This window comes from Dactylosporangium maewongense, from assembly GCF_039531485.1.
GTDB lineage: Bacteria > Actinomycetota > Actinomycetes > Mycobacteriales > Micromonosporaceae > Dactylosporangium > Dactylosporangium maewongense.
The window spans coordinates 40,555-65,691 of sequence record NZ_BAAAQD010000041.1 but is presented as its reverse complement, the minus strand read 5'-3'; the positions used below and the strand labels follow the sequence as shown (position 1 = coordinate 65,691).

Below are 25,137 nucleotides of genomic sequence, written 5' to 3'. Positions count from 1 at the left end.
CGTCACTGACCGGGGTCGCAGTCCGCGGCTGTGAGGGGAATTTCGACGCTGAGACGGGTGCCGGCGCCGCGCGGGCTGTACAGGGTGATGCGGCCGCCGAGCGCCTCGGCGCGGTCTTTGAGGCCGAGCAGGCCGGTGCCGTGGGTGAAGTCGGCGCCGCCGATGCCGTCGTCCTGGACGCTGACACGCAGGGCGGGGTCCGTGGTGACGGTGATGGCGATGCTCGATGCGTGGGCGTGTTTCGCCGCGTTGGTGAGTGACTCGGCGACGATGTAGTAGGCGCTGACCTCGATGGGTTCCGGGAGCCGTCCCACCGTCTGGAGGTTGAGCTCGACGGGGATCGGTGAGCGGCGGGCGAGTGACCGCAGCGCCGGACGGAGCCCACCGGCGGTGAGGATCGACGGATGGATGCCGTGCGCGGTCTCGCGGAGCTCGTTGGCGACGGTCGTGGCCGTGGTGACGGCTTGTTCGAGTTGCTGGGCGACCGTGTCGAGGTTGGGTGGGAGCGTCGCCTGGGTCGCGCGCAGCTGCAGGGCGAGCGCGACGAGGCGTTGCTGGGCGCCGTCGTGCAGGTCGCGTTCGATGCGCCGGCGCGTCTGGTCGGCGGTGGCGACGATGCGGGCGCGGGACGTGGTGAGTTCCGTGCGGCTCTCGGCGTTGGCGATCGCGGTCGCCACGAGCTCGGTGAAGTCGGCCAGGCGGCGTTCGGTGTCCTGGGGCAGCCGATGGCGCCGGGATCCGACGCCGATCGCGCCCCAGAGCGCGCCCTCGACCGCGATCGGGCTGGCGACCGCGCAGCGGCACGGGATGGGAAGGTCCGCCCAGTTGAGCCGGCCCGCGTCGCGGCGGGCCGCCCGGCCGTTGGCCTGGACCGATGCCAGCACCGACTCGGCGTCGAGTTTGGCACGTGCGGCCGGTGATGGGTCTTCGTGCGGGAAGCCGCCCATGGCGGTCGCCTCGCCGTCCGGCTCGAACCGGACGATCGCCGTGCTGTCGGCGCCGAAGAGGGCCGCGACCTCCTCGGCCACCGCGGTGAAGACGGGGCCGGGGCCGACGCCGTGGGCGACGAGGGTGGCGACGCGTCGCAGGGCGGCCTGCTCGTTGGCGATGCGGCGGTACTCGGCGTAGAGGTGGGCGTTGTCGAGGGACACGGCGAGTTGACCGGCGATGAGCTCGACGGCGTCGAGCCGTTCAGTGGTGAACGCGCCGCGGATGAGGCGGTTCTCCAGCAGGAGCACGGCGCGCAGCGTGCCGCGGCCGACGATCGGCACGGCGAGCAGGGAGCAGCAGGTGACGTCGGTGAAGTACGGGTCGCGGGAGAAGCGGTCGTCGCGGGTGACGTCGTCGACGACGAGTGGGGCAGGTATCCGTTGGGCGTATCGCAGGACGGACAGTGGCGCGAGCTGTTCGTGGCCGGTGCCGGTGACGGGGGTGACGCGCCCGGGCGCGGGCAGGAGCCACTCGCCTTGGTCGTCGCTGCGCATGAGGAGACTGACACCGGTGGCGCCGCCTATCGCGCTGAGGACCTTGACCAGGCGGGTGTGGAGCCCGTCGATACTGGTTTCGGAGCTGAGCGCCTGGGAGGCGGACAGGATGCCGAGCAGGTCGATCGTTCCGGTCGTGACGGTGGCGCGGCGGCGGGACAGGTCGGCCGCCGGGCCGACGCTCGGATCAGGTTGGAGCCGCAGTTTCGGGTAGGCCCAGTCCAGTTGGGTGACCTTCGCGGTGGCGCCCCAGTCGAGGTAGTCCTGGCGGGCCTCGACGAGCAGGCCGTAGCCGGCGCGTTCGACGCCGTGGTCGAGGAGAAACCGGGCCGCGCGTTCGGAGATCAGGGCGCGGTGCCATGGGCGCTGCCGCTCGATGACGTGGCGCAGCGCGGCGTCGAAGGCGAGGACGGCGGCGCGGAAGTCACCGACCGCCCAGGCCCGCTCAGCCTCGAGCAGCCGCAGCAGGTGCTGGAAGTTGACCTGCATGTCCCTGGCACGGGCGGCCATCCAGCGCACCTCCTCATCCAGTGCCCGCAGCGGGCCGTCCCGCTCTGCCCCGGCGGCGGCGCGGACCTGCCCGGCGAGCGCCAGCCCGTGCAGCAGGTGGACCAGGGCCGCGATGTAGACGCCCGGGGATGCCGGCAGCAGCGGCGTCGCCGCCGTGGCGTGCCGGGTCAGGGCGGCCGGATCACCGAAGACGGCGGCGGCGAGCGCGCGGGTCGCATGCGCGTGGAGCTCGGCCAGCGGGTTGTCGGCATACCTGTCCGCCGGGAGCGCCCAGCCGGCCCTGCTGGACCGGTCGCCGCGCAGCACGCCGGCCAGCCACCGGTAGCTGTCGAGCGTCTCGCGGATGTGCGCGCCGCCGGTCTGCTGCGCGAAGGCCAGCCCGGCGTCCACCTCGGCCAGGCAGGTGTCCAGCGGCGCGCAGTCCAGCAGGGCCCCGCTGATCACGAAGTATGTGTGCAGGGCGTTGGCCAGCTCGCCCCCGGTGATCAGCCCCTCCCGGGCCTGCCGGGCCTCCTCGACGGTGCGTTCGACCGGTTCGGACCAGCAGCCCACCAGGGAGGACAGGAAGCGCACCTGGGAGGTCTCGGGTTCGTAGCCGCGCGCCTCACCCAGTGCCAGGACCCGCCGCATCACCCGCCACCCGGCGGCGTAGTCGCTGAAGGTCGCCATGGCGGTGAAGGCGGTGTGGCTGGCCGGGCCGAGCAGCGGGCGGGCGGGGCCGTGCTCGATCCAGATCCGCAGCGACTCCAGACTCAACCAGTCGAACGTGGCCTGGTCGGCGGCGAAGTAGACCGCCCCCAGGATCGCGCTGATCACCCGGGCCACGGCGAGCAGCGTCGGGTCGGTGAGGTCTGGGCGGGCCAGCTCATCGGCGTCTTCGGTGTGCTCCAGCCACCGGTACAGCAGGGTGATCTGGCGGTCGACCTCCTCGGCGAGCCGGTCCGCGGCCGGGACGGCGAGGCCGAGCTCACGCAGCGACTCCAGGCCCAGCGTGATCGCCTCCCGGCTGCGGTTGCGGTGCATCAGGCTGCGCGCCTGCACCACCGTCGCGTCCACCCGGCCCAGGGCCGTGGGACACAGCCCCGCGATCGTGCGGTACTCCTCGTCCGCCTCCTCCAGGCGGCCCACGCTGTACAGGGCGCGGTGGCGTGTGGTGCTGACCTCGACGAGCGTGGTGACGTCGCCGGGATCGACGAGCGGCACCGCGGCGGCCAGCAGCGCGTTGACCAGGATGTAGTCGCCGATCAAGGCCGCCTGGCCGGCGGCTCGCCGCAGCAGGCCCACCACCCGCCTGCGCTCCGCGGCATCCTCGACGGCGTCGATCACCGGCAGGTACTGCTCGGCCGCCGCCGCGAACAACTCCGGCACGCACGCCAGCCGCCGCGCCATGTCCAGCTGCAACGCGGCCCGACGCCCGGGCGCCAGCCCGCGCAGGACCCCGTCGCGGATCCGGTCGTGACGAAACCGCACGCCCTGATGCGCACCGGCCTCCACCACCAGAAGCCCCTCGGCGAGCGCCGGCGCCAGCCGCTGTTCCAGCACGCCCGCCGGTACGCCGGTGGCGGCCTGCAACAGGCTCAGCTCACCCCGCCCGCCGAGGCACGCCATCGCCTCCACCACCCGCCGCGTCGGCCCGGGGACCGCCGCGACACCCGCCGCCGGCAACCCGGCGACCTCCGACCGGCCCAGCCGGGCCCGCACGGCCGCCGGGTCCCACCGCCACCCGGCAGCGGTCGCGGTCAGCGCACCGTCGCGCCGCAGCGAGTTGAGCAGCTCCACCGTCTCGTACGGATTGCCGGACACAAACGGGTCGATCAGCCGCACCAGGCCGGCCGCCTCGGCCCGCGGCACGCGGAGCATGTCCGCGACGATGGCGACCGTGCCGGGGACAGGCAGGTCGACCAGCCGCAGGTGCCGCACCCCCGCCTGGTCCCGCCACCGCGCCAGCGGCGCCGCCAGGGGATGGGCCGCGTCCACCTCACCGTCCCGGTAGGCGGCCACCAGCAACAGGCCCTCGACCGGCTCCTCGCTCAGCATGAGGTCGACCATGCCCAGCGGCGTGCGCCCCGCCCACTGCAGGTCGTCGGCGAACACCACCATCGGCCGCTTGCGCGAGGCGATCGCCCGCAACGCCTCCACCGACGTTCGCTGCACCCGTGTCTGCGCGGTCAGCGGATCGCCCGGATCGGGCACCACCCCCAGCAGCGCCGCGAACTCCGGCACCACCGCGGCCAGCTGGCCGGCATTCGACCCCGCCGCGCGCAGAATCCGCTCGCGGACCTCGGCCAGTTCCTCCTCCGGCTCGGCCAGCAACAGCTGACCCAGCCCACGAAACGCCTGATGCAGTGCGTCGAACTCCAGGTCGCGCCGGTACTGGTCGAACTTGCCCCGCACGAACCAGCCGTCGCCGCCGGTCACCACCGGGCGCAGTGCATCGACGAGCGACGTCTTCCCAACCCCCGGCGCGCCGCTGACCAGCACCCCACGGCACCGGCCGGCCAGCGCCTCCTCGAACGCCGCGGCCAGCGTCGCCACCTCCGCGTCGCGTCCCACCAGCCGCGACGGCGGCATCAGCCGCAGCGGCACATCACGCTCGCCGACCCGCAGCCCGGCCGCCGCCGGGCCGGCGTCGCGCAGCCGCTCCAGGTCGTGCACCAGGCCGTCGGCCGTCTGATACCGGTTGCCCGGCTCCTTCTCCAGCAGGTGCATGACGATCTCGGACAGCGGCTCCGGCAGGGCCGGGTTCACCTGAGCCGGCGGCACCGGCACCCGTGCGAGGTGATCGTGTGTCAGCCGCAGCGGGTCGCCGGAGCCGAACGGCGGCTCACCCGTCGCCAGCTCGTACAGCGTCGCACCCAACGCGTAGAGGTCGGCCCGCTGATCCACCGGCCAGCCGGTGCGCCCGGTCTGCTCCGGCGCCAGGTACGCCAGCGTCCCCACGATCTCGCTGTGGTGGGTGAACTCCGGGCGGATCTGCGCCAGCGACGACGCCAGGGCGAAGTCGACCAGGCACGGCGCGCCGTCCCGGCAGACCAGGACGTTCGCCGGCGTGATGTCGCGGTGCAGCACACCCCGGCGGTGCATCCCCGCCACCGCGCGGGCCAGCCCCGTCGCCAGCGCGATCAGCTCCGCGACCGCCATGGGCTTCGCCAACGCACTCAGACTCGTGCCGCCGACGTCGGCCATGCTGACCGCCCCCGGACACCATGGCGTATCCGCGACCTGGACGACGCCCCGAACACCGCGCAGGCGCTCGAGGGTCGCCACCTCGTGCTGCACCCGCCGCGCCGCACCCGGCCCCAGCGGCTCCTTGCGGATGACGACGCGCCCACCAACCGACACCCGACTGATCCGCGTGCGCTCACTCTCGTGGAGTACGCGGTCAGGTGGAACCCCGCCCGGCAGCACTTCGCCTGCCCCCATCCGACACCTCCGCGGACGGTCTGATCCCCACCTCTACCGTACTGATGCCCACTTTCCGGGCGAGGGGACGCCCACACCCATGCACATCAGCGGCCTGGGCCGCGACGTGATCTGCGGTGATCGCCGACACGCCGCACGGTGTACCCCAGGGGGTATCCTGAACGGCAAAGCGTGGTGAGGAGCGGGCATGCAGATCGACCAGGACGCCCTCGGCGACGTCATCAAGCGGCTGCGGCGCGCCGAGGGCCAGATCCGCGGCGTGATCGCGATGATCGAGGACGGCCGGGACTGCGCGGAGGTGGTCACCCAGCTCGCGGCCGTGTCCCGGGCGCTCGACCGGGCCGGCTTCAAGATCATCGCCACGGGGCTGCGGCAGTGTGTCACCGCGGAGGCGGACGACCGGGAGCCGGCGATCGACGTCGCCCAGCTGGAGAAGCTGTTCCTGTCCCTGGCCTGACGACGCGACCTCAGCCGGCGGCCGGGTGGAGCAGGGTCTGGGTCACCACGAACGCCGCGATGACGAAGACGAGGTAGGCGAACCAGCGGCGCAGCCGGTCGGCGGGCAGCCGGGTGGCGACGCGGGCGGCGACCAGCGAGCCGACGATCGCCGCGGCGGTGAAACCAGCCGCGATCCTGTAGTCGATGGCGGTGTCGCCGGCGTGCGCGACGAACCCGGCCACCGAGTTGATCACGATGATGACCAGGGACGTGCCGACCGCTGCGGTCATCGGCAGGCCGAGCAGCAGGACGAGGGCGGGGATGATGAGGAACCCGCCGCCGACGCCGAACAGGCCGGTGAGGAACCCGACGGCGACGCCGGCACCGACGGACTTGGGCAGGCAGCCGCGCCAGTTCACCCCGCCGCTGGGCAGGGCGCAGTCCCCGCCCTCGCCGCCCTGCCGGCGCAGCATCCGTATCCCGGCGGCGACCATCATGACCGCGAACCCGATCAGCACGATCCGAGGGTCGAGCAGCCGGTTGACCGCGGCGCCTGCGAACGCCGACACCGCGCCGGCGGCGCCGAACACGGCGGCGATGCGCCGGCGCACCTGTCCGGCACGCAGCCGGGGCAGCACGGCGGCGGCCGAGGAGAGCCCGACCACGAGCAGGGAGGTCGGCACCGCCGCGCGCAGCGGCAGTCCGACGCCGTAGACGAGGGCCGGCACGGCCAGGATCGAGCCGCCGCCGCCGAGCAGGCCGAGCAGGATGCCGATCACGGCGCCCAGGCCGAGTGCCGCGATCATCGTGAGCTCCTCTGCGGGATCGGCAGGTCGCCGGCGGCGCCTCGCGGGGTGTGCCTGCCGCTCTCGCCGGTACGGCCGGCCGCGGCGGTGGCCGCTCTCGTGGCGGTCACGGCCGGTCGGCGGCCAACGACCTGATGACGCTGTCCAGGTCGGTGCGAGGGCCTCGGTTGTAGGGCAGCTTGGCCAGCAGCATCCCCATCACGCAGGTGCCCGACAGCGCGGCGACGGTCAGCCCGGCGCCGACGAGACCGGCGATCCACTTCGCCGGCGCCGCCACCACGCTGAGCAGGACCGCGACGAGCACGATCGAGCCGGCGACCAGCCGGACCTGGCGTTCGAGGTCCCATCGGGCCCGGCCGCGGCGAACCGGCCCGCCGGCGGCCTGCCAGGCGGTCATGCCGCCGTCGAGCACACGCAGGTTGGGCAGCCCGGCCGCGGCGAGGGCCTGTTCGGCCTGGCCGGCCCGCTGTCCGGAACGGCAGACCAGCACGACCTGTTCGTCGAGGTGGGCGAGCAGTTCGTCGCGGTGCTCGCGGAGCAGGTCGAGGGGGACGTTGTAGGAGCCGGGGATGTGGGCGGTCTCGAACTCGCCCGGGGTGCGCACGTCGATGAGGCGGGGCGTGCCGCCGGATTCCACGAGGTGGCGCAGGTCGTCGACGGGCAGGGTGGAGGTGCTGGCCACGATCAGATGTCTTCCTTGTCGGTGGTGACGGTGGGCAGGCCTGCCGCAGCGGCCTGCGCGTAGGCGTCGTCGATGTGCACGACGCGGCGGCCGGCGCGGACCAGCAGGCTGGTCGCTGCCGCCGCCCGGTAGCCGGAGCCGCAGTGCACCCAGATCACCCCGTCAGGCACGGCGTCGAGGCGGTGCGGCAGGTCGGGCAGCGGGATGTGCGCCGCGCCGTCGATGTGGCCGGCGCGCCACTCGTTGCTCATACGCACGTCGAGCACGACGTCGGGAGCGGGCAGTCCGTGCGGGGGACGGCCGTCGCGGGCGGCGGCCAGGTCGGCGAAGGTAGCGGTGGTCAGCTCGCCCAGCCGCGAGGCGTCGCCGCCGGCCAGCTGCCGCGGGGTGCCGGTGGCCGCGGCGGCGGGGCGGTCGATGCCGATCCGGGCCAGTTCCCGTTGTGCGGCGGCGACCTGCTCCGGTGACTCCCCGAGCAGGGTGATCGGGGCGCCCCACGGGGCCAGCCAGCCCAGCCAGGTGGACATCGGCCCGTCCAGGCCGAAACTCAGCGTGCCGGTCAGGTGCTGGCGGGCGAACGCCTTGCGCGAGCGCAGGTCCACCACCCACTCCCCCGCGGCGATCCGGGCACGCAGCTCGTCGGCGCTCGCGGGCCGGACGGGGGTCAGATCGATCGCGTCGGCGCCGTCGGCGTTGCGGGCGCCCATGTGGGCGTAGTACGCGGGGTAGGCGTCCAGCCCGGCAAGGGTCGTGGTGACGAAGTCGTCGGCCTCCAGCCGCAGCACCGGGTTGGCGGACCGCTCCCTGCCGATGGTGGACTCCGACGCGTCGGACTGGGTGGCCGAGCAGAAGCTGCCGAACCCGTGCGTGGGCCACACCTGCGCACCGTCGGGCAGCAGGTCGGCCAGCCGGCGGGCGGAGGCGTGCTGATGCCGGGCCAGGGTGTGGGCGTGCTCCTTGCCGAGCAGGTCGGTCCGGCCGGTGGTACCGAACAGCAACGATCCGCCGGTGAACACCCCGACGGGTCCGGTCGGGCCGTGCAGCACGTACGACAGGTGGTGGAACGTGTGTCCCGGCGTTGCCACCACGGCCAGCCGCAACTGCCCGGACACGGTGATCTCGTCGCCGTCGGTGACCGCCACCCGGTGGAAGGCCACCGCGTCGGCCGCCGCCACCAGGTACGCCGCGCCGGTCACCTTCGCCAGAGCCAGCCCGCCGGAGACGTAGTCGTTGTGCAGATGGGTCTCCACGACGTGCGTGATGCGCACGCCGAGCCGGCCGGCCAGCGCCAGGACGCGGTCGATGTCGCGCTGCGGGTCGACCACCACCGCGACCTGGCCGTCGTGGGCCAGGTAGCTGCGGTCACCCAGGGACGAGGTCGCCACGACCTCGACGTCGATCGTCATCGCGTTTGTCACCTTTCGTCGGTCACCGGAACTCCTCAACGATACCCCCGGGGGTATGCGCGGAACGCACGCCCGCCTCGGCTCCAATATACCCCTGGGGGTATCAAGCAGCGTGTGGAGATCGTCACCCTCGGCGGCATCCCCGCACCTGGGCGCGGTAGTGCCAGCGCTGGAGGCGGCGAAACACGGTCCGGAGCGGCCTGCTACCGGCTCGCGCTCCCGGCGTCGTACCCGTCGGGGGTGACCAGGCCGTTCTGGTAGGCGAAGACCACCAACTGCGCCCGGTCCCGCGCACCGACCTTCGCCATCGCGCGCGCCACATGGGTCTTCGCGGTGAGCGGGCTGACCACCAGGCGGACCGCGATGTCGTCGTTGCTCAGTCCGGCCGCGACGAGTTGCACCACCTCCCGCTCCCGGGCGGTGAGCAGGGCCAGCTCCGGCGGCTCGGGCCTCCGCCTGACCGCGGGCTGCCCGGACTGGACCGAGCGGCGGATCACCGCCCGAGTGACGCTCGGCGACAGCAGCGCGTCGCCGCGGGCCACCACGCGCACCGCCTGCACCAGTTCGTCCGGGTCGGTGTCCTTGACCAGGAAGCCGCTGGCGCCGGAGCGCAGGGCGGCGAACACGTCGTCCTCCTCGGCGAACGTGGTCAGCACCAGAACCCGGACCCCGGACAGCTGGGCGTCGCCGGTGATCAGTCGCGTGGCGGTGACACCGTCCACATCGGGCATCCGGATGTCCATCAGCACGACGTCCGGGCGCAGCTGCCGGGCGAGCGCTACCGCCGTGCCTCCGTTGCCGGCCTCGCCCACGACCTCGATGTCGGGCACACCCTCCAGCAGTGCCCGGAAGCCGGCCCGCACCAGGGTCTGGTCGTCGACGAGCAGCACCCGGATCACGACACCCCACCTTCCGGCGCCTGCGGCGCATCCCGAGGCAGTATCGCCCGAACCTGGAAGCCGCCGCCCGGCCGAGGCCCGGCCGTCAGCCGTCCACCCAGCGTCTCGACGCGTTCCCGCATGCCCTGCAGGCCGCGCCCACCGCCCGTCGCGTCCAGCGGTGCGTCACCGGCGTCGTGGCCCGGCCCGTCGTCGCGCACCTCGACGGTCACCGACTCGGGCGTCGCCCGCAGCAGCACCTCGGCGCCGGCCCGCTGCCCGGCTGCGCATCAGCGCGCCGAGCAGGATCGCCACCGCGATCGTCGCGGCCTGCGGCAGGAACGCGGAAAGCACGTCCAGCGCCGGCATCCTCCGGTGCGCGATCAGCGCGATGGCACCGGCGCTCAGGAAGAACACCGGCACCGGCACCGCCCACCACAACCGCCCGGCGCGGGTCGCGTCGCACAGGGGCACCGCGAGCACCAGCCCCGGCGGGAAGCCCGGATAGTTGAGGGCGTAAAACAGCAACAACACCGCCGCGACCACGTACAGCGCGACCGTCGGATAGCGCCGGCGCCGAGCCACCTCGGCAGCAGTCCGGTGCAAAGCGCGCTGAGGGAGACCACGGCGGTGAGCGCGGTGATGCTCCACACGACCGGCGTGCGCCCTTGCAGCTGGTTCAGTGCCAGCACCGCCGACAGGTCGCCCGCGTCGGACGCTCCGACGAGCGCGGATTCGGCGGCCTGGGACACGAACCCGAGCGCGACGAACACCGTGCCGACGATCGCGATCGCGGTGGCAAGCGTGTCCTGACCGGCCCTACGGATGACCGGGGCCAGGGCCGCGACGAACACGATCGCCGCCAGCAACGCCGCGCCGACGGTGACCTCGCTGGCCACCAGCGCCGACCGGTGCGCCACGTTGAACGCGGCGACAGCAGCGGGGGTGTCCCCGTCCGGACCGAGCCCTTGCAGCAGCCGATGGACCACGTAGAACAGGTCGAAGCCGAATGCCCCGAGGGCCGCCGTACGCAGCGCCCGGCGGCCGGTGGCACCGGCAGTCATGCCGGACGAGGAAGTGCATGCGATGGACATGCCCACGAGACTGTCGCAACCGGCCACCGCGATCGTCCGCCCGCTGGAGACAGTCGGGGAAGCGGCTACTGCGCCGGCGTACTCCGCTGGGAGTAGCCGGCCGGCGTGGGTGCCCGCACTCCCCCGAACAGCAGCCATCAAGAGGCTCGGCGTTGGGTGGTGGGGCAGGGCCTGCCTGCCCCACCACCCGGTCGGTGACCCGCCTCAAGCCGCGGCTATGTCAGCTCGTCGAACCCCGACGGCTGCTCCGTCGTGCCCGACGAGGCCGACGGTGCCCGCCGCGCCGTGCAGCACCTCCTGCCGCCTCGTCCCCCGCGCCTCCACCGCCGTCGTGGCTTCCCCCGGTGGCGCCGACCGCTGACCGCCCGGATCAGGGGGCGGCGCGGACGACGATGCGGACGGGTTCGCTGTAGGCGATCCGGCCGTAGGCGCTGAGCTTGGGCTGGGCCCAGAACTCCCCGGGTGGCGTCCCGACCGGGACGGTGACCGGGAACTCGACGCTCAGCGTGGACCCGGGCGCGACGGTGAGGCCCTGGATCGGCTCGCCCGTCAGCGGCCAGATGTAGTGCGGGGTGATGAGCTGGGCGTGCCCCCGCAGCGGCGTACGCAGGTCGTGGCTCACCCGCACGCGGACGTGACCGCGTGCCCCGGGGGCCAGGGTGAGCTCCGTGACGTCGGCGCTCGCGTGCAGCAACGGTCCCGGCGCGGGCCGGCCGACGGGCACGACGAGGGTGTCCTGGAGCTGCTGGCCCTGGTGGGTGATGCTCGCCGCGACCGCATACCAGCCGGGCTCGGCGTCGTCGGGAGCCGTGACGGTGACCGGCACGCTGACGTGGCCATCCGCGGCGACGGTCACGGACCTCGACCGGGGGGTGGCGGTCCACCCCTCCGGCGCCTCGACGAGCAGGTCCCCGTCGTAGCCGGCGTCGGTGTCGTCGCAGACGATCTGCGCGCACAGCCGGACGCCGTCCCCTGGCCGGTCGTCCGGCCGGAGGGTGAGCGTGACCGGCAGGTTCCCCATGGGGGCGGGGCCGCAGTTGTGCAGCCAGTAGCGGGTGAACACGGGCTGCACCGGTTCGGTGGCCGCCGCGAGCGGCGTCCCGCCCCGTTCGGCGCGAGCCGGTGACAGGGCCAGCGACGTGATCCGGTACCCCTCGACGTCCAGCCGCAGCTGCCGGCCGTCGTGCTCGACGGGCGCGCCGGAGCGGTCGAGCAGGTCGGCGGTCGCGGCCGCGGCGATACCGGCGGCGAGGCGGATCGCGACGCTGCCGGACCGGCCGTGCGGCTCGTAGCCATGGACGATCAGGCTGCCGCACGGGTCGGCGGGCACCGCGGAGCCGGTGGCGAGCGGCTCGCCCCGCGGTTTGACCGCGGTGACGACGAAGTCCCCGGCGGGCTCGACGCTCAACAGGGATCCGGTGGCCGGCAGCGCCCCGTCGCCGTCCGGTGCGGCGGTCGCGGCGAGCGGATGGTTGACGGACTCGCCGGCGGCGACGAACCCTGCGGCACGCCATCCGCCGGCGCCGCTCACCAGGTGGTACTCGAAGCGCCTGCTGGTGAGGTGCTGGAAGCTGCGCCCGCCCGGCGCGTTGAGGTCCGGGAAGTTGATCGCGGTTCCGGTGGGCCAGCCGGTGCTCGCGCGGGTCAGCGACATGTTCAGCGTGCCGTCGGGCTCGACCGCGAAGCCGGGGGTGCCGCGGTTGAGCAGCGCGACGGCGTAGTCCTCGACGGCCGTCTCGCCGTGGTGCAGCTCGGACGGCTGCGTCACGTGCACGTTCGCGTCGCCGAGGTCGTCGAGGAGCCCGGCGAGGGCCTTCCGTTCGGCGTCCGCGTCGGTGCCGGCGACCAGCAGGACGGGCAGGTCCCGGATCGCGCGCACGTCGGCGCCGGGCCGCCAGACCTCACCGAGCGGCCGCTCGGCCGGGATCCAGAGGCGGGCCGTGCCGGTAGCCGCGAGCTGGGCGGCCAGTTCGGCGGCGTACGGCGCCGGTGCCCGGTCGAGAAGCTCGGCGACGAACCCGTTGCGCTGCGGGGTGCCGACCGCCACGCGGCAGTCGGGGAGGTTGGAGTCGGTGTCCAGCGCGCCGTACCGGTTTCCCGTCGCTCCCGTCACGGTGGCGGTGACCCCCGCCCGGGCCAGCGCGACGGCGAGCCGCCGGGTCGACGGCAGGCCCTCGTCGCCGTCGGGGACGACGAGCTCGGCGATGGACACCGCACGCGAACGCTCGGAGCGTTCCTCTGGAGCGTGCAGACGTACAGTCAACGCCGCGCCGAGGCCGAACCACTGGTGCGCGGTGTTGTCCAGGGTCCGGGGGTGCTCCGCCGCGTCGGCGTCGAGCAGGGCGTAGCCGCGGCCGATGACGGCGGCGGCGGTCTCGCTGACGGGCATGCCGCCGGGGACGTCGCAAGGTACGCGCACCCGCAGGAGCCGGTCGGTGGCGGCGAACCCGTCGATGTTCGTGGCGAAGTCGATGCGGTCGATGCCGTGCCACAGGGTCGTCTGCTGCGTGTAGCGGCATCCGTCGACCTCCGCGGTGGCCGTGACGCGCTCGCCGATCGGGCAGCGTTCGACGGTGACGGTCGCCGCGGTGTCCGTGCTGCGCCAGGCGACGGCGTGTGGGAGCAGGTGCCACGGGCCCTCGCCGAACTCGGGGTGGTCGCGGTGCTCGGCGACGCAGACCAGCTCGTTGCCGACCCGGCCCGGCGGGAGGAGGTCCCGACCGGCGGCGAGGTCGGTGATCTCGGTCAGGGCGCCGCCCCGCGCGGGATCCGCCCGGACCCGGTAGCGGTCGTTGGCGATGCCGGTCGCCTCGGCGAGTTGCGAGACGGCGCGCCACGTGGACGCCGACGGCTCCGTGGTGCTGGGCAGCAGTCGGTAGGTGCGGTAGCCCATCGACGGCACGTCGCGTGCGACCCACCGCAGCAGCGCCCGGCCCGGCCGGCCGTCGGCGGCGGGCGTGAGGGCCTCGGTGAGGTACGGGACCGGGACCCCGCCGTCGTCGGTGAGCGTGACGCCCGCCGCCGGGTCGAGGTCGATCTCCAGGCCGACGGTGTCCGTCCGGGGGTGCGCGAGGGGGTTGAACACGACGACGGCCGTGCCCTCCCCGCGGGTGTCGACGTGCCGGGCCAGGTGCCGGCGGGCCGACCGGTCCACGCCGGCGGCCAGGTCGTGCGCCTCGCGCCAGCCGGCGACCAGGTCGAGGTAGACCTGGTCGGACTGGGTGCCGGTGACCGCGTCGTGGTGCGCGCCGAACAGCAGCAGCCGCCACGCCTTGTCGACGGCCGCGGCGGGGTAGGCGGCGCCGTGCAGCGCGGCGAACGTGGCCCACTTCTCGGCATCCAGCAGGAGCGTCTCCACCAGGCGGTGGGCCTGCTTGGTGTCGATCGCGGTGACGTCCTTGCCGGTGTAGATCGGGTTCATGTCGCGGGTCTGCGGCGTGGCGTGCACGCCGCGCGCGGCGAGCTCGTCCCGCACGGCGGCGAAGAAGTCGCGTGGCAGGCCGTACCGCAGCCGCACCTGCGGAAACCGCTGCTCCCAGGCGGCGTGCAGGTCGGTGACCCAGCGCATGGGAGGGCTGAAGTCGCTGCCGAGCGGGATCATGACGTTGCGGGTCGCGGCGGCCGGGCTCAGCTGGGTGAACAGCTCGTGCAGCTCCCCCGCCGCGGTCTGCGGGTCCTGGGCGGCGTCGAGGCTGAAGCCGGCCGAGTAGTGGCCGGCCATGTAGTGGGTGAGCAGGCCGTCCCCGCCGGGCGACACCCACTCGAACTCGGTGGGGAACTGGACCGGCGCGAACGGCTTGCGGTGCTCGCGGATGTTCCAGCTGGTCAGCATCGGCCCCCACTGGTGGTAGGGGCCGCGGGCGAACGCGATCGAGGTCAGCCCCGCGCCGGCCATCACCTGCGCGAACTGCGGATCGTGGCCGAAGACGTCCAGCTGCCACGCGGTGGCCGGGACGCCCCCGACGACGTGCCGCTGGAACCCGGTGCCGTGCACGGCGTTGCGGATCGTCGTCTCGATGCCGGTGAGGTTGGTGTTGGGTTCGTTGTAGGTGCCGCCGACCAGCTCCAGGCGGCCGTCGGCGATCAGTCGCCGGATGAGCTCCCGGTCCTCGGGAAAGGTGTCCCAATACGGCTTGAGGTAGTCGACCTCGGCAAGGATCACGCTGTACCGCGGATCCTCCTGGACCTTCGCCAGGTGCGCCTTGACGAGGCTGAACGCGCTGTGCCCGGGCCAGGCGTAGCGCGCCTGGCCCTCGTCGGCAGCCTGTTGATCCTGCGGTTCGTCCCACGTCTGGGTGTACGCGGACTGGGTGTTCCACCACACCGGGTCGTAGTGGAAGTGCGGGATGAGCCAGACCGTCCAGGTCACGCCTTCACCGCCCCCTGCATGATCCCGCCGATGATCTGCTTGCCGAGGAAGAGGAACACCAGCAGCACGGGCGCCGTGCTGATCAGGGTCCCGGCGAGCACGAGCGAGTAGTCCATGTAGTAGCCACCGGCCAGTGTGGACAGTGCGACCTGGGCGGTCGGGTTGCTCTGGCCCAGCGCCAGCAGCGGCCAGAAGAAGTCGTTCCAGGCGTTCATGAAGGTGAACAGCGCGAGCACCGCGGCGACGGGCCGCGCCGCCGGCAGCACGACGTGCCAGTACAGCCGGTGCGTCGAGCATCCGTCCATCCGGCCGGCCTCCAGCAGCGCGTCGGGCAGCGCGTCGGAGAGGTACTGGCGCATCAGGAAGACGCCGAACGCGGAGGTGGCCGCCGGGACGATGACCGCCTGCAGGTGCCCGGTCCAGCCCAGCCACTGCGACATCATGATGTACAGCGGGATGATGCCCAGCTGGACCGGCACCATCATCGTCACGAGCAGGAACCCGAGCAGGGCGTTGCGGCCGCGGAACTTGAGCTTCGCGAACGCGAAACCGGCCAGCGTGCTGGTGAGCACGACGCTGACCGTGACCACGGTCGCAACGATGATCGAGTTGAGCAGTGCGAGGCTGAAGTTCGCCTGGGTGTACGCCCGCTGCAGGTTCTCCCACAGGTGGCTGCCGGGCAGCAGCCGGGGTGGCCAGCTCCCCGCCACGGAGTTGTCGTTGGATGCCGCGACCACCGACCAGTACAGGGGGAACGCCGACACCGCGGCGATGAGCCCCAGCAGCAGGTAGGTCCTCTTTCCGGCGCGGCGCTGGGCCGGCGCCGCGGTCCGCCCGCGGACCCGGCGGCCGCCGGTCATGGCACGGGAAACCGGGATCAGGGTCGTCATGAGGAGCTCCGAATACGTCGGGACAGCAGGTAGTTCACGCCGACCGCCAGCACGATGATCATGAACATGGCCCAGGAGACCGTGGCGGCGTAGGAGTACTTGCCATGGGTCCAGAACTGCTCGTACACGTACATGGCGAGGGTCTGGAACTGGCGGGAGTCGCCGCCGGTCGGGCTCATGCCCGGGTTGAACATCAGTGGTTCGGTGAACAGCTGGATCGTGCCGATGGTCGACATGATCACGCTGAAGATGATGGTCGGGCGCAGCGCCGGGACGGTGATGGTCCGGAACTTCCGGAACTGGCCGGCGCCGTCGAGGTCAGCCGCCTCGTAGAGGTCGTCCGACACGGCCTGCAACGCGGCGAGGTAGATCAGGGCGTTGTAGCCGGTCCAGCGCCAGGTCAGGATGACTGCCAGCGCCACCCACGACTGCCAGGTGCCCGCCTGCCAGTCGACCTTGCCCAGGCCGACCAGGCTGAGCACCCAGTTGATCAGGCCGACGTCCCGCCCGAACAGCTGGGCGAAGATCACGCCGACAGCGGCCACCGAGGTGATGTTGGGCAGCAGCACGCCCATCCGCAGCAGGGTGCGGCCTCGCATCTTGCGTTGCAGCAGGTGGGCGATCCACATCGCGAGCAGCAGCTGCGGCACGGTGCCCAGCAGGCCGATCACGGCGGTGTTGCGCAGCGCGTTCCAGAAGAAGTCGTCGTGGATGAGCCGCACGAAGTTGCCCAGCCCGACGAACGTGTCGTCACTGCCGGGGATGTCCCGGTTCCACTGGGTGACGGCCATCCAGCCCGTGTAGAGCAACGGGAACAGCCCGAACGCCGCGAACACCACGAAGAACGGTGCGATATAGAGGTACGGGGTGCCACTCACGTCGAACTTGCGGCGCAGGCTCGGCCACCGCTCGACCTTCTCCGGCGGCGCGGCCTCCGGTCGCTCGGGCAGCACCGGTGGGGGTGCGATCACTGCCATCAGGCTCGTCGTTCCTTTCTACGGCTCGGTGGCATTCGCGACGTCCTTGAGGACCTGGCGCCACGACTGTTCGGGTCGCTGCTTGCCCTTGTCGACCCGGTTGATCCCGAGGCCGATCAGCGGGCCGATGTCGCCGTCCTTGGGGCCCTGGTACTGCGGCCGCAGGGTGCTCGCCGACTCGGTGAAGATCCGGCCGGTGGGCGCGTCGTTGAAGAACGCGTTGCTGTTGCCGAGCACCGCGGGGTCGTCGTACAGCGCCGCCTGGCTGGGCAGGTGGCCCTGGGTGCGGAAGATCCAGCTCGCCTGCTCGGGTGCGGTCAGGAACCTGGCGAGCTCGGCGGCCTCCTTGCGGTGCTTGCTCTGCTTGGGCACGGTCAGGAACGACCCACCCCAGTTGCCGCTGCCGCCGGGGACCTTGGCGATGTCCCACTTGCCGCTGGTCTGCGGCGCGTTCTGCTTGATGGTGTCGGTCATCCACGCCGGGCAGGCCACGGTGGCGAACGACCCCCGCTGGAACCCGGCGTTCCACTGCTGGCTGAACGTCGCCAGCTTCGCCGACTGGCCCGCCTGCACGGCCTCGACCGCGAGGTCGAACGCCTTCTTGACGGCCGGGTTGTCCGCCACCACCACCTCGTTGTCGGCGTTGGTGTAGCCGACCGGCGCCTGGTTGATGATGGCGTTGAAGACGTTGGAACCGGAGTCGAACCAGGCGACGCCGTCGGGCGCGTTGGCCTTGAACCGTTTGCCGGTCGCGATGTACGACTGCCAGTCCGGCCACAGCGCGGCCACCTCGTCGCGGTCGGTCGGCAGGCCGGCCTGCGCGAACAGGTCCCGGCGGTAGCACATCGCCAGGCCGCCGACGTCCGCTCCCAGCCCCATCAGGCTGCCGTCGGGGCCGGTCGCCTGCTGCGCCTTCCACGCCAGCCACTGGCCCGGGTCGGCGCCGTAGTCGCGGAAGTCGACGAACTTGTCGGACATGACCTTGAACTGCGAGATGTAGCCGCCGTCGATGGCCTCGATGTCGCCGGTTCCCGATCCGCCCAGCAGGTGCGCCTGCAGGTTCTTGTGGTGGTCGTCGTACGAGACCACGTGCTCGACGATCTTGACGCCGGGATGGCTCTGCTCGTACTTGGTGTACAGGTCGCGGTAGCCCATGTCGCCGAAGATCTCGACCACGAGCTGCGTCTGGCCCGGCTTGACGGCACCACACGCGCCGACCGAGGCGACGAGCGCCAAGCAGCCCAGCATCAGCGCGGTCAACGCTGCGGGCCTGCGGGTACGCATCGGATCTCCTTCAGGTGTTCGGACTGCTGGCAGGATCGGATGCGAGGAACGCAGCGCGCGGTAGCGCCACACGACGAGTGCGTCATCGAATCCGGGATCGGCCGAGGGCCGTCGCCGGCCCGGTCGACCCGGGCACGGGCGCGAGGCCGCGGCGGAGGCGCTAGCAGGACGACGGCTTCGTGCAATGCGGTCAAAGCGCAGTGCACCCGGCCTCGCGGCGGCGGTCGACGCCGGCCGCAGCGAACTTCGCGGGAGCGGCACCAACTGCCGGAAACCCTAGCCCGCTCGCTTTACGCGTGTAAAGACCGAATTAAGGAAAACTTTAGCTTTGTCCGCTTCGCAACTATTGCGCATTCAAGTTCGAGCACCGTCAAGGAACCGCCCGGACACTGGACCGCGTGCGGCTACTCGGCCGTCAGGAGGTTCGCAAACGGCCGTCCGGCCGGCCCGGAATGACACCTGGCACCGTGTCATGACCGCGTTGCAGACGGCGGCCGAGGTGGACGTCGAGCCGGACGATCACGCCCTCGGCAGGTCAAGAAGGAACGGTGTAGCCGTCCGCCGGCGCCGGGTCGTCCGCGGGCCGTGGATCGACCGCCGTCCAGGACTGCGAACTCTGATACAAGGGGCGGCTGGCCGGTCGCAGGAACCGCTCGCTGCGCGGGTCGGCCAGCCCGGCGAACCCGCCGAGGGTCGCCGCGATGCCGGCCACGACGGTCACGAGCATCAGGGTGCCGGTCAGCTTGAGGTCGCTGTCGATGAAGGCGAGGCGCAGGCCGGTGGCGGTGGTGCGGGTGGCCCAATACAGGGACAACACCTGCAGGAGCAGCAGCAGTACCCCGGCGATCCGGGCGATGTGCGCCCCGCCCGGCCAGCCGCTCCCGGCGACCCACGCCGCGAAGCACGCGCCGGCGGCCGCGACAGCGATCGCGCCGGTGCCGGCCAGGAAGATGAGACCGGCAACGCTGGTGAGGTCCGCCAGGTCGCCGTCCACGAGGTCGTCGATGTTGATGTAGACGGGCCCGGCAAGACTGAGCACGCCGCCCACCGCGAACCGTGCCGCGGCCGCCCGCAACGGTGCCGGCGGTCCGGTCCGGCCCGCCTGCGCGATGCCGGCCTGGTCGACGCCGTCGGCCACGAACGCCTGACGGGCGGCCGGGACGCCGAGGCTGACCGTCGCCCCGGCCAGCGCGATCATGGCCACCAGCACGCCGAGCACACCGGCCCACGCCGGTAGGCCGATTCGCACTTCGAAGTCCCAGATGGCCAACAGGCGCCCGCGATTGGCGTACTGCACCAGGGTCACGACGGACCCGACGCCGCACAGCCACACGAGCGCGGCGCGCCCGGCGTCACGGCCCGCCAGCACCAGCCCCGCGCTCACGAGCAATCCCACCACCAGCAGGGTCGCCGGCAGCATGGCCTCGAACACGGCGGCGGTGAGGAGGTCCTCGAGCACGTCGGCGGGGAGGTCGGCGCCGATGTCCCGGGCCAGGACCACGTGGGTGTCCCGGACTCCGACGTAGGTGCCGTAGAGCAGGACCGCCAGGCCGAGGACGGCGAGCCCCACCGCGGTCAGCCCGAGGGCGACCGGGGTGCGCGATGTCTGGGACATCCGCGCACGGTACAACCCGCGAGGGTGCGGACGCCGTCTGCGGTGATCAGCGCCGCGCGGACCGTCAAACGGTGGGATCCGGTCAGGCCGCGCGGATCGCGGCCTGACCGAGGGGCGTTGCCGGGATCGCAGTCGTGGGACCGGGGGCGGCGGCATCAGGCGAGAGCGACGACCAGCAGGGTGAAGGCGGCGATGATGACGGCGACGCGGACGTAGTGGTAGCGGTTCCACCGCTGCAGCTGCTGCTTCCAGTCGGCGGGCCGGTTCTCGGGGGTCCAGGTCTTGTTCCGGTTGTTGATCGGGACGAGCAGCAGGATCGACATGACCACGCTGACGATCAGAAGGCCGGCGGCGGTGACGACGAGTCCGGCGCCGTGGTCCTGCCACCGGGCCGCGGCCCAGACGGCACTGAGCAGGACCGAGCCGATGTACCAGAACGGCATCAGGGCGCCGAGCATCCGGCCGCCGTGGGCGTGGCCGAGCTGGCCGGCGTCCCCGGGAAGTGCGTCCAGAATCCGGCTCATGATGAAGGCGACGGAGAACTCCACCCCCACCATCAGCCCGACGATGACGACGGTGACGACCGTAAGTGCGTTGAGCATGACTGACCCTCCGAAATCTAGCACTGCTAGCTGACGAAGCAACGCTAGCAATGCCACTGCTCGATTGTCTAGCAGTGCTAGGATCGGGTCATGTCGACGCAGGAACGCAAACAGCGCGAGCAGGCGGTCCGCGAGCGCCTCATCGTGGCGACCGCCCGCGAACTCGCCGAGCAGCAGGGCTGGGACGCGGTCACCACCCGCCGGCTCGCCGAGCGCATCGAATACAGCCAGCCCGTCCTGTACAGCCACTTCCGCGGCAAACGGGAGATCATCGGCGCCGTCGCCCTGGAAGGCGCCACCGAGATGGCCGCGGCGATGCGGGCCGCGACCTCCGCCGAGGACGACCCGCGCGCCCGGGTCACCGCCCTGGCCCGCGCCTACCTCGACTTCGCCGCGCACAATCCCGCGGTCTACGACGCCCTGTTCCAGCTCGACGGCGGTCTGACGTACGCGCAGGAGGACACTCCCGAGCCACTGAAGGACGCCTTCGCCGCGCTGATGGAGAGCCTGAGCGAGGTCGCCGGCGACGGCGTCGACCCAGGGCTGTTCACCGAGGTGTTCTGGGCGTCCCTGCACGGCCTGGCGACCCTGACCCGCGCGGGCCGCCTGCTACCCGAGTACGCCGAGCTGAGGGTGCAGCTGCTGGTGGACCGGCTCGCCGTGATCTGACACACCGTCGTCGGCCGGCGCGACGAGGACGTGGCGCTCGTCGAGCACGGGCTCGCCGGCCTTGTTCAGTCGATCGTGAGCTGGGTGGGGGTGCCGCGCCGCCAGACCGTACGCAGGTTCAGCGTGTCACCGATCCGGGTGGTGGGGTCGCCGTCGACGAGGAGCAGGTCCGCGCGCAGGCCGGCGGCGATGCGCCCGCGGTCGTCGAGTCCGAAGCGGCGAGCGGGTGTGGATGTCGCCGCGCGTAGCGCCTCGAGCGGGGTGAGGCCGGCCCGGACCAGGTACTGCAGCTCGTGGTGGACGCTCGCACCGTGTGCCACTCCGGCCATGAAGGGCAGCGGGAACGGGACGGCGTCGGTTCCGACGAGGATGTCGACGCCGGCGTCGTGCAGTGCCTTGACCGAGTGCAACACGTCCTCCAGCCTGCCCTGCGGATACCGGTTGTAGCTGCCGCGGAGGAGGTCCGTCCAGGCCTCGCCGAGGCGGGCGGCGACGCGGGGATCGTCGGCCAGCGCTGATGCGGTGATGCCCATCATGGACGCGTCCAGCACGACGCACGGGACGACGAACACGCCGGCAGTGGCGATCCGTTCGATGACGTCGTCGGTGTGTGGCTGGTCCATGAACAGGTGGGCGAGACCGTGGACGCCGGCGTCGACCGCCATCCGGGTCGCGTCGACCGTGAGCGCGTGGGCAAGGGTGAGCATGCCGTGCCGGCGCGCCTCGGCCACGCCGGCGTTGAGGGTGGCCTGGTCGAGCATCGGCAGTCCGGGGTGGCCTTCCACGGAACCGTCGTCGACCATGAACTTGATGTAGTCCGAGCCGGCCGCGATCAGCTGAGGAATGAAGCCGGCCGCTTCCTCCGGCGTGGTGGCGAACGGCATCAACGGCGCCGGTCCGTCGTGTCCACCGTGCTGGTCGTCGCCGCCGGGTCCAGGGCCGAAGTCGAAGTCGTCCGGGAACAGTTCGCTGGGGTGACCGCCGGGCGGGGTGATGCCGAAGCCCGCGGAGCGCACGTCCGCGAGGGTGTCGTCGCCGATGATGTGCGACCGGTGGGGCCGCGTGTTCATGCCCTGCATCTCGAGCTCGGTCGTGACGCCGAACCGCAGCGCCAGGGCGAGCGCTTCATCGGAGCTGTGGGTGTGCGCGTCGATCAGGCCCGGCAGCAGCGTCGCCCCGGACGCGTCGACAATCTCTGCCGCGGCCGGCGGTTCCCCGCCGACCGCGGCGATCCGGGTGCCGTCGATGACGACCGTTGCCGATTCGAGCACCTTCTCACCGTCGAACACCCGCGCGTTCGTGATGGCGGTAACCATGCCGTACCTCGTCTCCTGGACTGTTCGAGCAGTTGGCTCACAACGTGCCGAGCCGAAGAATAGTGCGGTTCAGCAATTATGTGCAACAGTGCACACATGTGCTCACCGGCACTTCCTCGCGTAGGCTATGCCGGTGACCAGCGAAAGCGCGCTCGAACAGCGAGAACGGGACCTGTTGGATGCGGTGGGCGGGGCGTTCGCCCGGATGCGGCGACGCACCATGCAGGCCCCGGTCGACCCGCCGAGCGGCCGTAAGGACCTCACCCGCAACCTGGTCCTCAACCTCGTCGAGGAAGCGCAGCTTGCCGGCCGGGAGATGACCGTCGGCAACCTCGCCGACCACCTCATGGTCGACCCTTCCGTGGCCAGCCGTATGGCCAGCGACTGCATCACCCACGGCTACCTCGTGCGCGCGGCCTCACAACGAGACGGCAGACGCACCATCATCCAGCTGACCGACGAAGGCAACGCGCTGCTCGACCACTTCCGCCACCAGCACCGGCAGGCGTTCGAATACATCACCCGCGACTGGCCGAAGGCCGAGCAGCTGGAGTTCGCCCGCCTGCTCATCAAGTACGCCGAAGCCACGTCCCGCCTCCCCGAACCGCCCGGCAGTGACGACAGCGACAAGCCAAGCCGCTCCGGCGAAGGCGCGCGCAGGAAGAGCACGGCAGCGAAGACCGATTCCGCCGATTGACGACACGGCCCCGCGCCCTGCGACCTCAGCGAGGCGGCGCCTCTGCCGGAAGGGGGAACGCGGTGCGCGGCTGCTGGCCTGCCCACCACAGCCCGATCGCAAGCGCCGCTGCCGCCTCCAGGTAGGCCGCTCGTGCCAGCCCGCCGCAGGGCGCTGGCGTGCAGCCGATCGAGCTGATCAGGGTCTCCGTCGCCGCGGCTGCCTCGGCGTGGTCAGCGCAGTAGGGCACGGCCAGTGGTACGCCCTCGAAGGTTGGCGGACGCAGTGTCCAGATGCTGACGTGGCAGAGGTTGAACACCTTGACCACGTGCGCGCCGGGCGCGGCGCCGGCGAGTTGCCGCGCCACAGACGTCGTGCCGCCGGTGTTGAGCATCAGCCCGTCGCTGGTCGGCACGAGGGAGTTGGTGCAGTCCATGACCGTCCGACCGGCGAGGCTCCCGGCAAGGCTGCCCACCAATTGCGGCGCCTCTGCCGCCGGAACCGCGACGAGGACGGCATCGCCGTGGCCCGCCGCGTCCACGAGGCTGCCATGCCCGGCGGCGCCGATGCGTCTGGCGGTCTGCTCCGCCCGCCCCTGACTCCGGCCACCGATCACCACCTCGTGTCCGGCCACAGTCCATGCGCCGCCAAGTGCCGCCGCCATACCGCCCGTGCCGAGGATGCCGATTTTCATCCATCTGCTCCGTTTCCCGCTCCGCGGCTGCTCGGTTCAGGCAGCCGTGCAGGACGATAGGCAGGCCGATGCACACCGTATGGTGTGCAATACATCGGGCAGGATGGGCGCATGGGTGATCCCGCCGACCAGCTCGACGACTACACCTCCGACTGCCGGGCCCGCGTGGCATTCGAGGTGCTCGCCAACCGCTGGGACAGCGTCGTGGTCTTCACCATCGCCGCTTACGGTCCGATGCGGCCGACGGCACTCCTCACCCGGATCGGCGGGATCAGCCCCAAGGTACTCAACGACGCGTTGCGCCGGCTGGAGTACAACGGCCTGATGGAGCGCCGGCCGTACCCGGAAGTGCCACCCCGTGTGGACTACGCGCTCACGGAAGCGGGCAACGCGCTGCTGGAGCCGATGCAGGCAATGGGTGCCTGGGCCAGCCGGTACGCCGATGCGGTCCTTGACGCTCAGGAGCGGTTCGAGGTACGGGAGGCGTACACCCGACCCGGAGCCGCTCGGCGTCGCCGCATCTCACTCCCCGGCAACGCCGAGTAGCTGCCACAGCGAAGGGAGTGGGTGCCGGTCAGCGAGGGGAGCCGGCGAGGCGCAGGGCCGCGTCGGCGACCGACTGGCCGAGCTGGTCCGGCGGTGGCAGGGCCGGCAGGTCGCGGCGCATGCCGATGACGCTCTCCACCATGCCGAAGACCAGGTCGCCGGTCACGTCCGCCGTGGGGGTGCCCGCGACGGCGGCGACCAGGCGGCGGTACGCGGACCTGAGCTGCTCGCGTTCGGCACGGAAACGGGTGAACGGTTCGGTCGCGATCTCCGGCAGGGCGTACAGGATGCCGACGTTCCATCGTGCGCCGAGCAGGATCCCGACGTCGTACCGGACGAGCGCCTGCAGGGCGTCGGCGGGGCTCAGCGCCTGCTGGGCGAGTTGCTCGGCGTAGGTCAGCGACGGGCGGACGGTCGATTCGAGCAGCTCGGCCAGGATCTGTTCCTTGGTGCTGAAGTGGTAGTACAGCGACGCCTGCCGCACCCCGACCATCTCGGCGATCATGCGGGTCGAGGTGGCGGCGTACCCGCGTTCGGAGAAGAGCTCGGCCGCGGCGTCGAGGATCTCCTCGCGGGCGGTGCCGGCCGGCAGGCGCCGGGCTCCGGAGCGGGGACGGCCGACGGAAGGTGCGGAGCTCACGCTCGCATCGTCGCACGCAACCGGGGTCCGGGGCGATGTGAGCGGGACGTAACCGCGCCGAGACGTCCGGCAATCGAACGTTTACGACGGAGAAACGCCTGTCGATCTCACGTCGAGAAATCTGTCACTCGACAGGTA

The 25,137-nt window shown here is 72.1% G+C and carries 19 protein-coding genes and 1 pseudogene; 4 read left to right on the top strand and 16 right to left on the bottom strand.

Annotated elements, in window-relative coordinates:
* Window positions 1-2: 2 nt before the first annotated feature.
* Complete coding sequence (locus ABD332_RS53885) at window positions 3-5,336, bottom strand: AAA family ATPase (protein WP_344513860.1); 5,334 nt, start codon at window positions 5,334-5,336, stop codon at window positions 3-5.
* Between the two features lie 268 nt (window positions 5,337-5,604).
* On the opposite strand from ABD332_RS53885, the gene ABD332_RS53880 reads away from it, so the two are divergent.
* Window positions 5,605-5,874, top strand: coding sequence for a metal-sensitive transcriptional regulator (locus ABD332_RS53880; protein ID WP_344513859.1), 270 nt, complete (start codon window positions 5,605-5,607; stop codon window positions 5,872-5,874).
* A gap of 10 nt (window positions 5,875-5,884) precedes the next feature.
* Here the strand turns inward: ABD332_RS53880 and ABD332_RS53875 are convergent, their stop codons facing one another.
* The 12 genes from ABD332_RS53875 to ABD332_RS53820 all read right to left on the bottom strand — a co-directional run bounded on the left by ABD332_RS53875 (window position 5,885) and on the right by ABD332_RS53820 (window position 20,458).
* A complete protein-coding gene (locus ABD332_RS53875; RefSeq protein WP_344513857.1) occupies window positions 5,885-6,661 on the bottom strand; it encodes a sulfite exporter TauE/SafE family protein in 777 nt (258 codons plus the stop codon).
* A 106-nt stretch (window positions 6,662-6,767) separates the two neighbouring features.
* The gene (locus ABD332_RS53870) at window positions 6,768-7,346 is read right to left on the bottom strand and encodes a rhodanese-like domain-containing protein (protein WP_425552448.1); all 579 of its coding nucleotides are present in this window, start codon (window positions 7,344-7,346) and stop codon (window positions 6,768-6,770) included.
* Window positions 7,346-8,749: an MBL fold metallo-hydrolase gene (locus ABD332_RS53865; protein ID WP_344513855.1), complete on the bottom strand. Its 1,404-nt coding sequence runs from the start codon at window positions 8,747-8,749 to the stop codon at window positions 7,346-7,348. Before ABD332_RS53865 ends, ABD332_RS53870 begins: the two co-directional genes overlap by 1 nt.
* 203 nt (window positions 8,750-8,952) lie before the next feature.
* Complete coding sequence (locus ABD332_RS53860; protein WP_344513853.1) at window positions 8,953-9,648, bottom strand: response regulator; 696 nt, start codon at window positions 9,646-9,648, stop codon at window positions 8,953-8,955.
* Complete coding sequence (locus ABD332_RS53855) at window positions 9,645-9,887, bottom strand: sensor histidine kinase (protein ID WP_425552446.1); 243 nt, start codon at window positions 9,885-9,887, stop codon at window positions 9,645-9,647. Before ABD332_RS53855 ends, ABD332_RS53860 begins: the two co-directional genes overlap by 4 nt.
* Window positions 9,888-10,031: 144 nt before the next feature.
* Window positions 10,032-10,721, bottom strand: coding sequence for a hypothetical protein (locus ABD332_RS53850; protein WP_344513849.1), 690 nt, complete (start codon window positions 10,719-10,721; stop codon window positions 10,032-10,034).
* Window positions 10,722-11,091: 370 nt separating this feature from the next.
* A complete protein-coding gene (locus ABD332_RS53845; protein WP_344513847.1) occupies window positions 11,092-15,090 on the bottom strand; it encodes a glycoside hydrolase family 38 N-terminal domain-containing protein in 3,999 nt (1,332 codons plus the stop codon).
* Entirely contained in the window at window positions 15,087-15,950 is an 864-nt protein-coding gene (locus tag ABD332_RS53840) for a carbohydrate ABC transporter permease (RefSeq protein WP_425552447.1), read from the bottom strand. Before ABD332_RS53840 ends, ABD332_RS53845 begins: the two co-directional genes overlap by 4 nt.
* Window positions 15,951-15,976: 26 nt before the next feature.
* On the bottom strand, window positions 15,977-16,957 hold the full coding sequence (locus tag ABD332_RS53835) for a carbohydrate ABC transporter permease (protein WP_344513843.1): 981 nt from the start codon (window positions 16,955-16,957) through the stop codon (window positions 15,977-15,979).
* Window positions 16,958-16,975: 18 nt separating this feature from the next.
* The gene (locus ABD332_RS53830) at window positions 16,976-18,241 is read right to left on the bottom strand and encodes an ABC transporter substrate-binding protein (RefSeq protein WP_344513841.1); all 1,266 of its coding nucleotides are present in this window, start codon (window positions 18,239-18,241) and stop codon (window positions 16,976-16,978) included.
* A gap of 535 nt (window positions 18,242-18,776) precedes the next feature.
* Entirely contained in the window at window positions 18,777-19,856 is a 1,080-nt protein-coding gene (locus ABD332_RS53825; RefSeq protein WP_344513838.1) for a hypothetical protein, read from the bottom strand.
* Between the two features lie 155 nt (window positions 19,857-20,011).
* The gene (locus tag ABD332_RS53820) at window positions 20,012-20,458 is read right to left on the bottom strand and encodes an anthrone oxygenase family protein (RefSeq protein WP_344513836.1); all 447 of its coding nucleotides are present in this window, start codon (window positions 20,456-20,458) and stop codon (window positions 20,012-20,014) included.
* A 90-nt stretch (window positions 20,459-20,548) separates the two neighbouring features.
* Here ABD332_RS53820 and ABD332_RS53815 point away from each other — a divergent pair, with 90 nt between their 5' ends.
* Entirely contained in the window at window positions 20,549-21,127 is a 579-nt protein-coding gene (locus tag ABD332_RS53815) for a TetR/AcrR family transcriptional regulator (RefSeq protein WP_344513834.1), read from the top strand.
* Between the two features lie 65 nt (window positions 21,128-21,192).
* On the opposite strand, the gene ABD332_RS53810 is transcribed toward ABD332_RS53815, so the two are convergent.
* Window positions 21,193-22,443, bottom strand: a complete 1,251-nt coding sequence (locus ABD332_RS53810; protein WP_344513832.1) for an amidohydrolase family protein — start codon at window positions 22,441-22,443, stop codon at window positions 21,193-21,195.
* A 127-nt stretch (window positions 22,444-22,570) separates the two neighbouring features.
* On the opposite strand from ABD332_RS53810, the gene ABD332_RS53805 reads away from it, so the two are divergent.
* A complete protein-coding gene (locus tag ABD332_RS53805) occupies window positions 22,571-23,140 on the top strand; it encodes a MarR family winged helix-turn-helix transcriptional regulator (protein WP_344513830.1) in 570 nt (189 codons plus the stop codon).
* A gap of 25 nt (window positions 23,141-23,165) precedes the next feature.
* Here ABD332_RS53805 and ABD332_RS53800 read toward each other — a convergent pair.
* Window positions 23,166-23,822: pseudogene (locus tag ABD332_RS53800) on the bottom strand (NADPH-dependent F420 reductase); the annotation flags it as partial.
* Between the two features lie 102 nt (window positions 23,823-23,924).
* Here ABD332_RS53800 and ABD332_RS53795 point away from each other — a divergent pair.
* A complete protein-coding gene (locus ABD332_RS53795) occupies window positions 23,925-24,359 on the top strand; it encodes a winged helix-turn-helix transcriptional regulator (protein WP_344513828.1) in 435 nt (144 codons plus the stop codon).
* A 28-nt stretch (window positions 24,360-24,387) separates the two neighbouring features.
* Here ABD332_RS53795 and ABD332_RS53790 read toward each other — a convergent pair whose 3' ends face one another.
* A complete protein-coding gene (locus ABD332_RS53790) occupies window positions 24,388-24,999 on the bottom strand; it encodes a TetR/AcrR family transcriptional regulator (RefSeq protein ID WP_344513826.1) in 612 nt (203 codons plus the stop codon).
* Window positions 25,000-25,137: the final 138 nt, after the last annotated feature.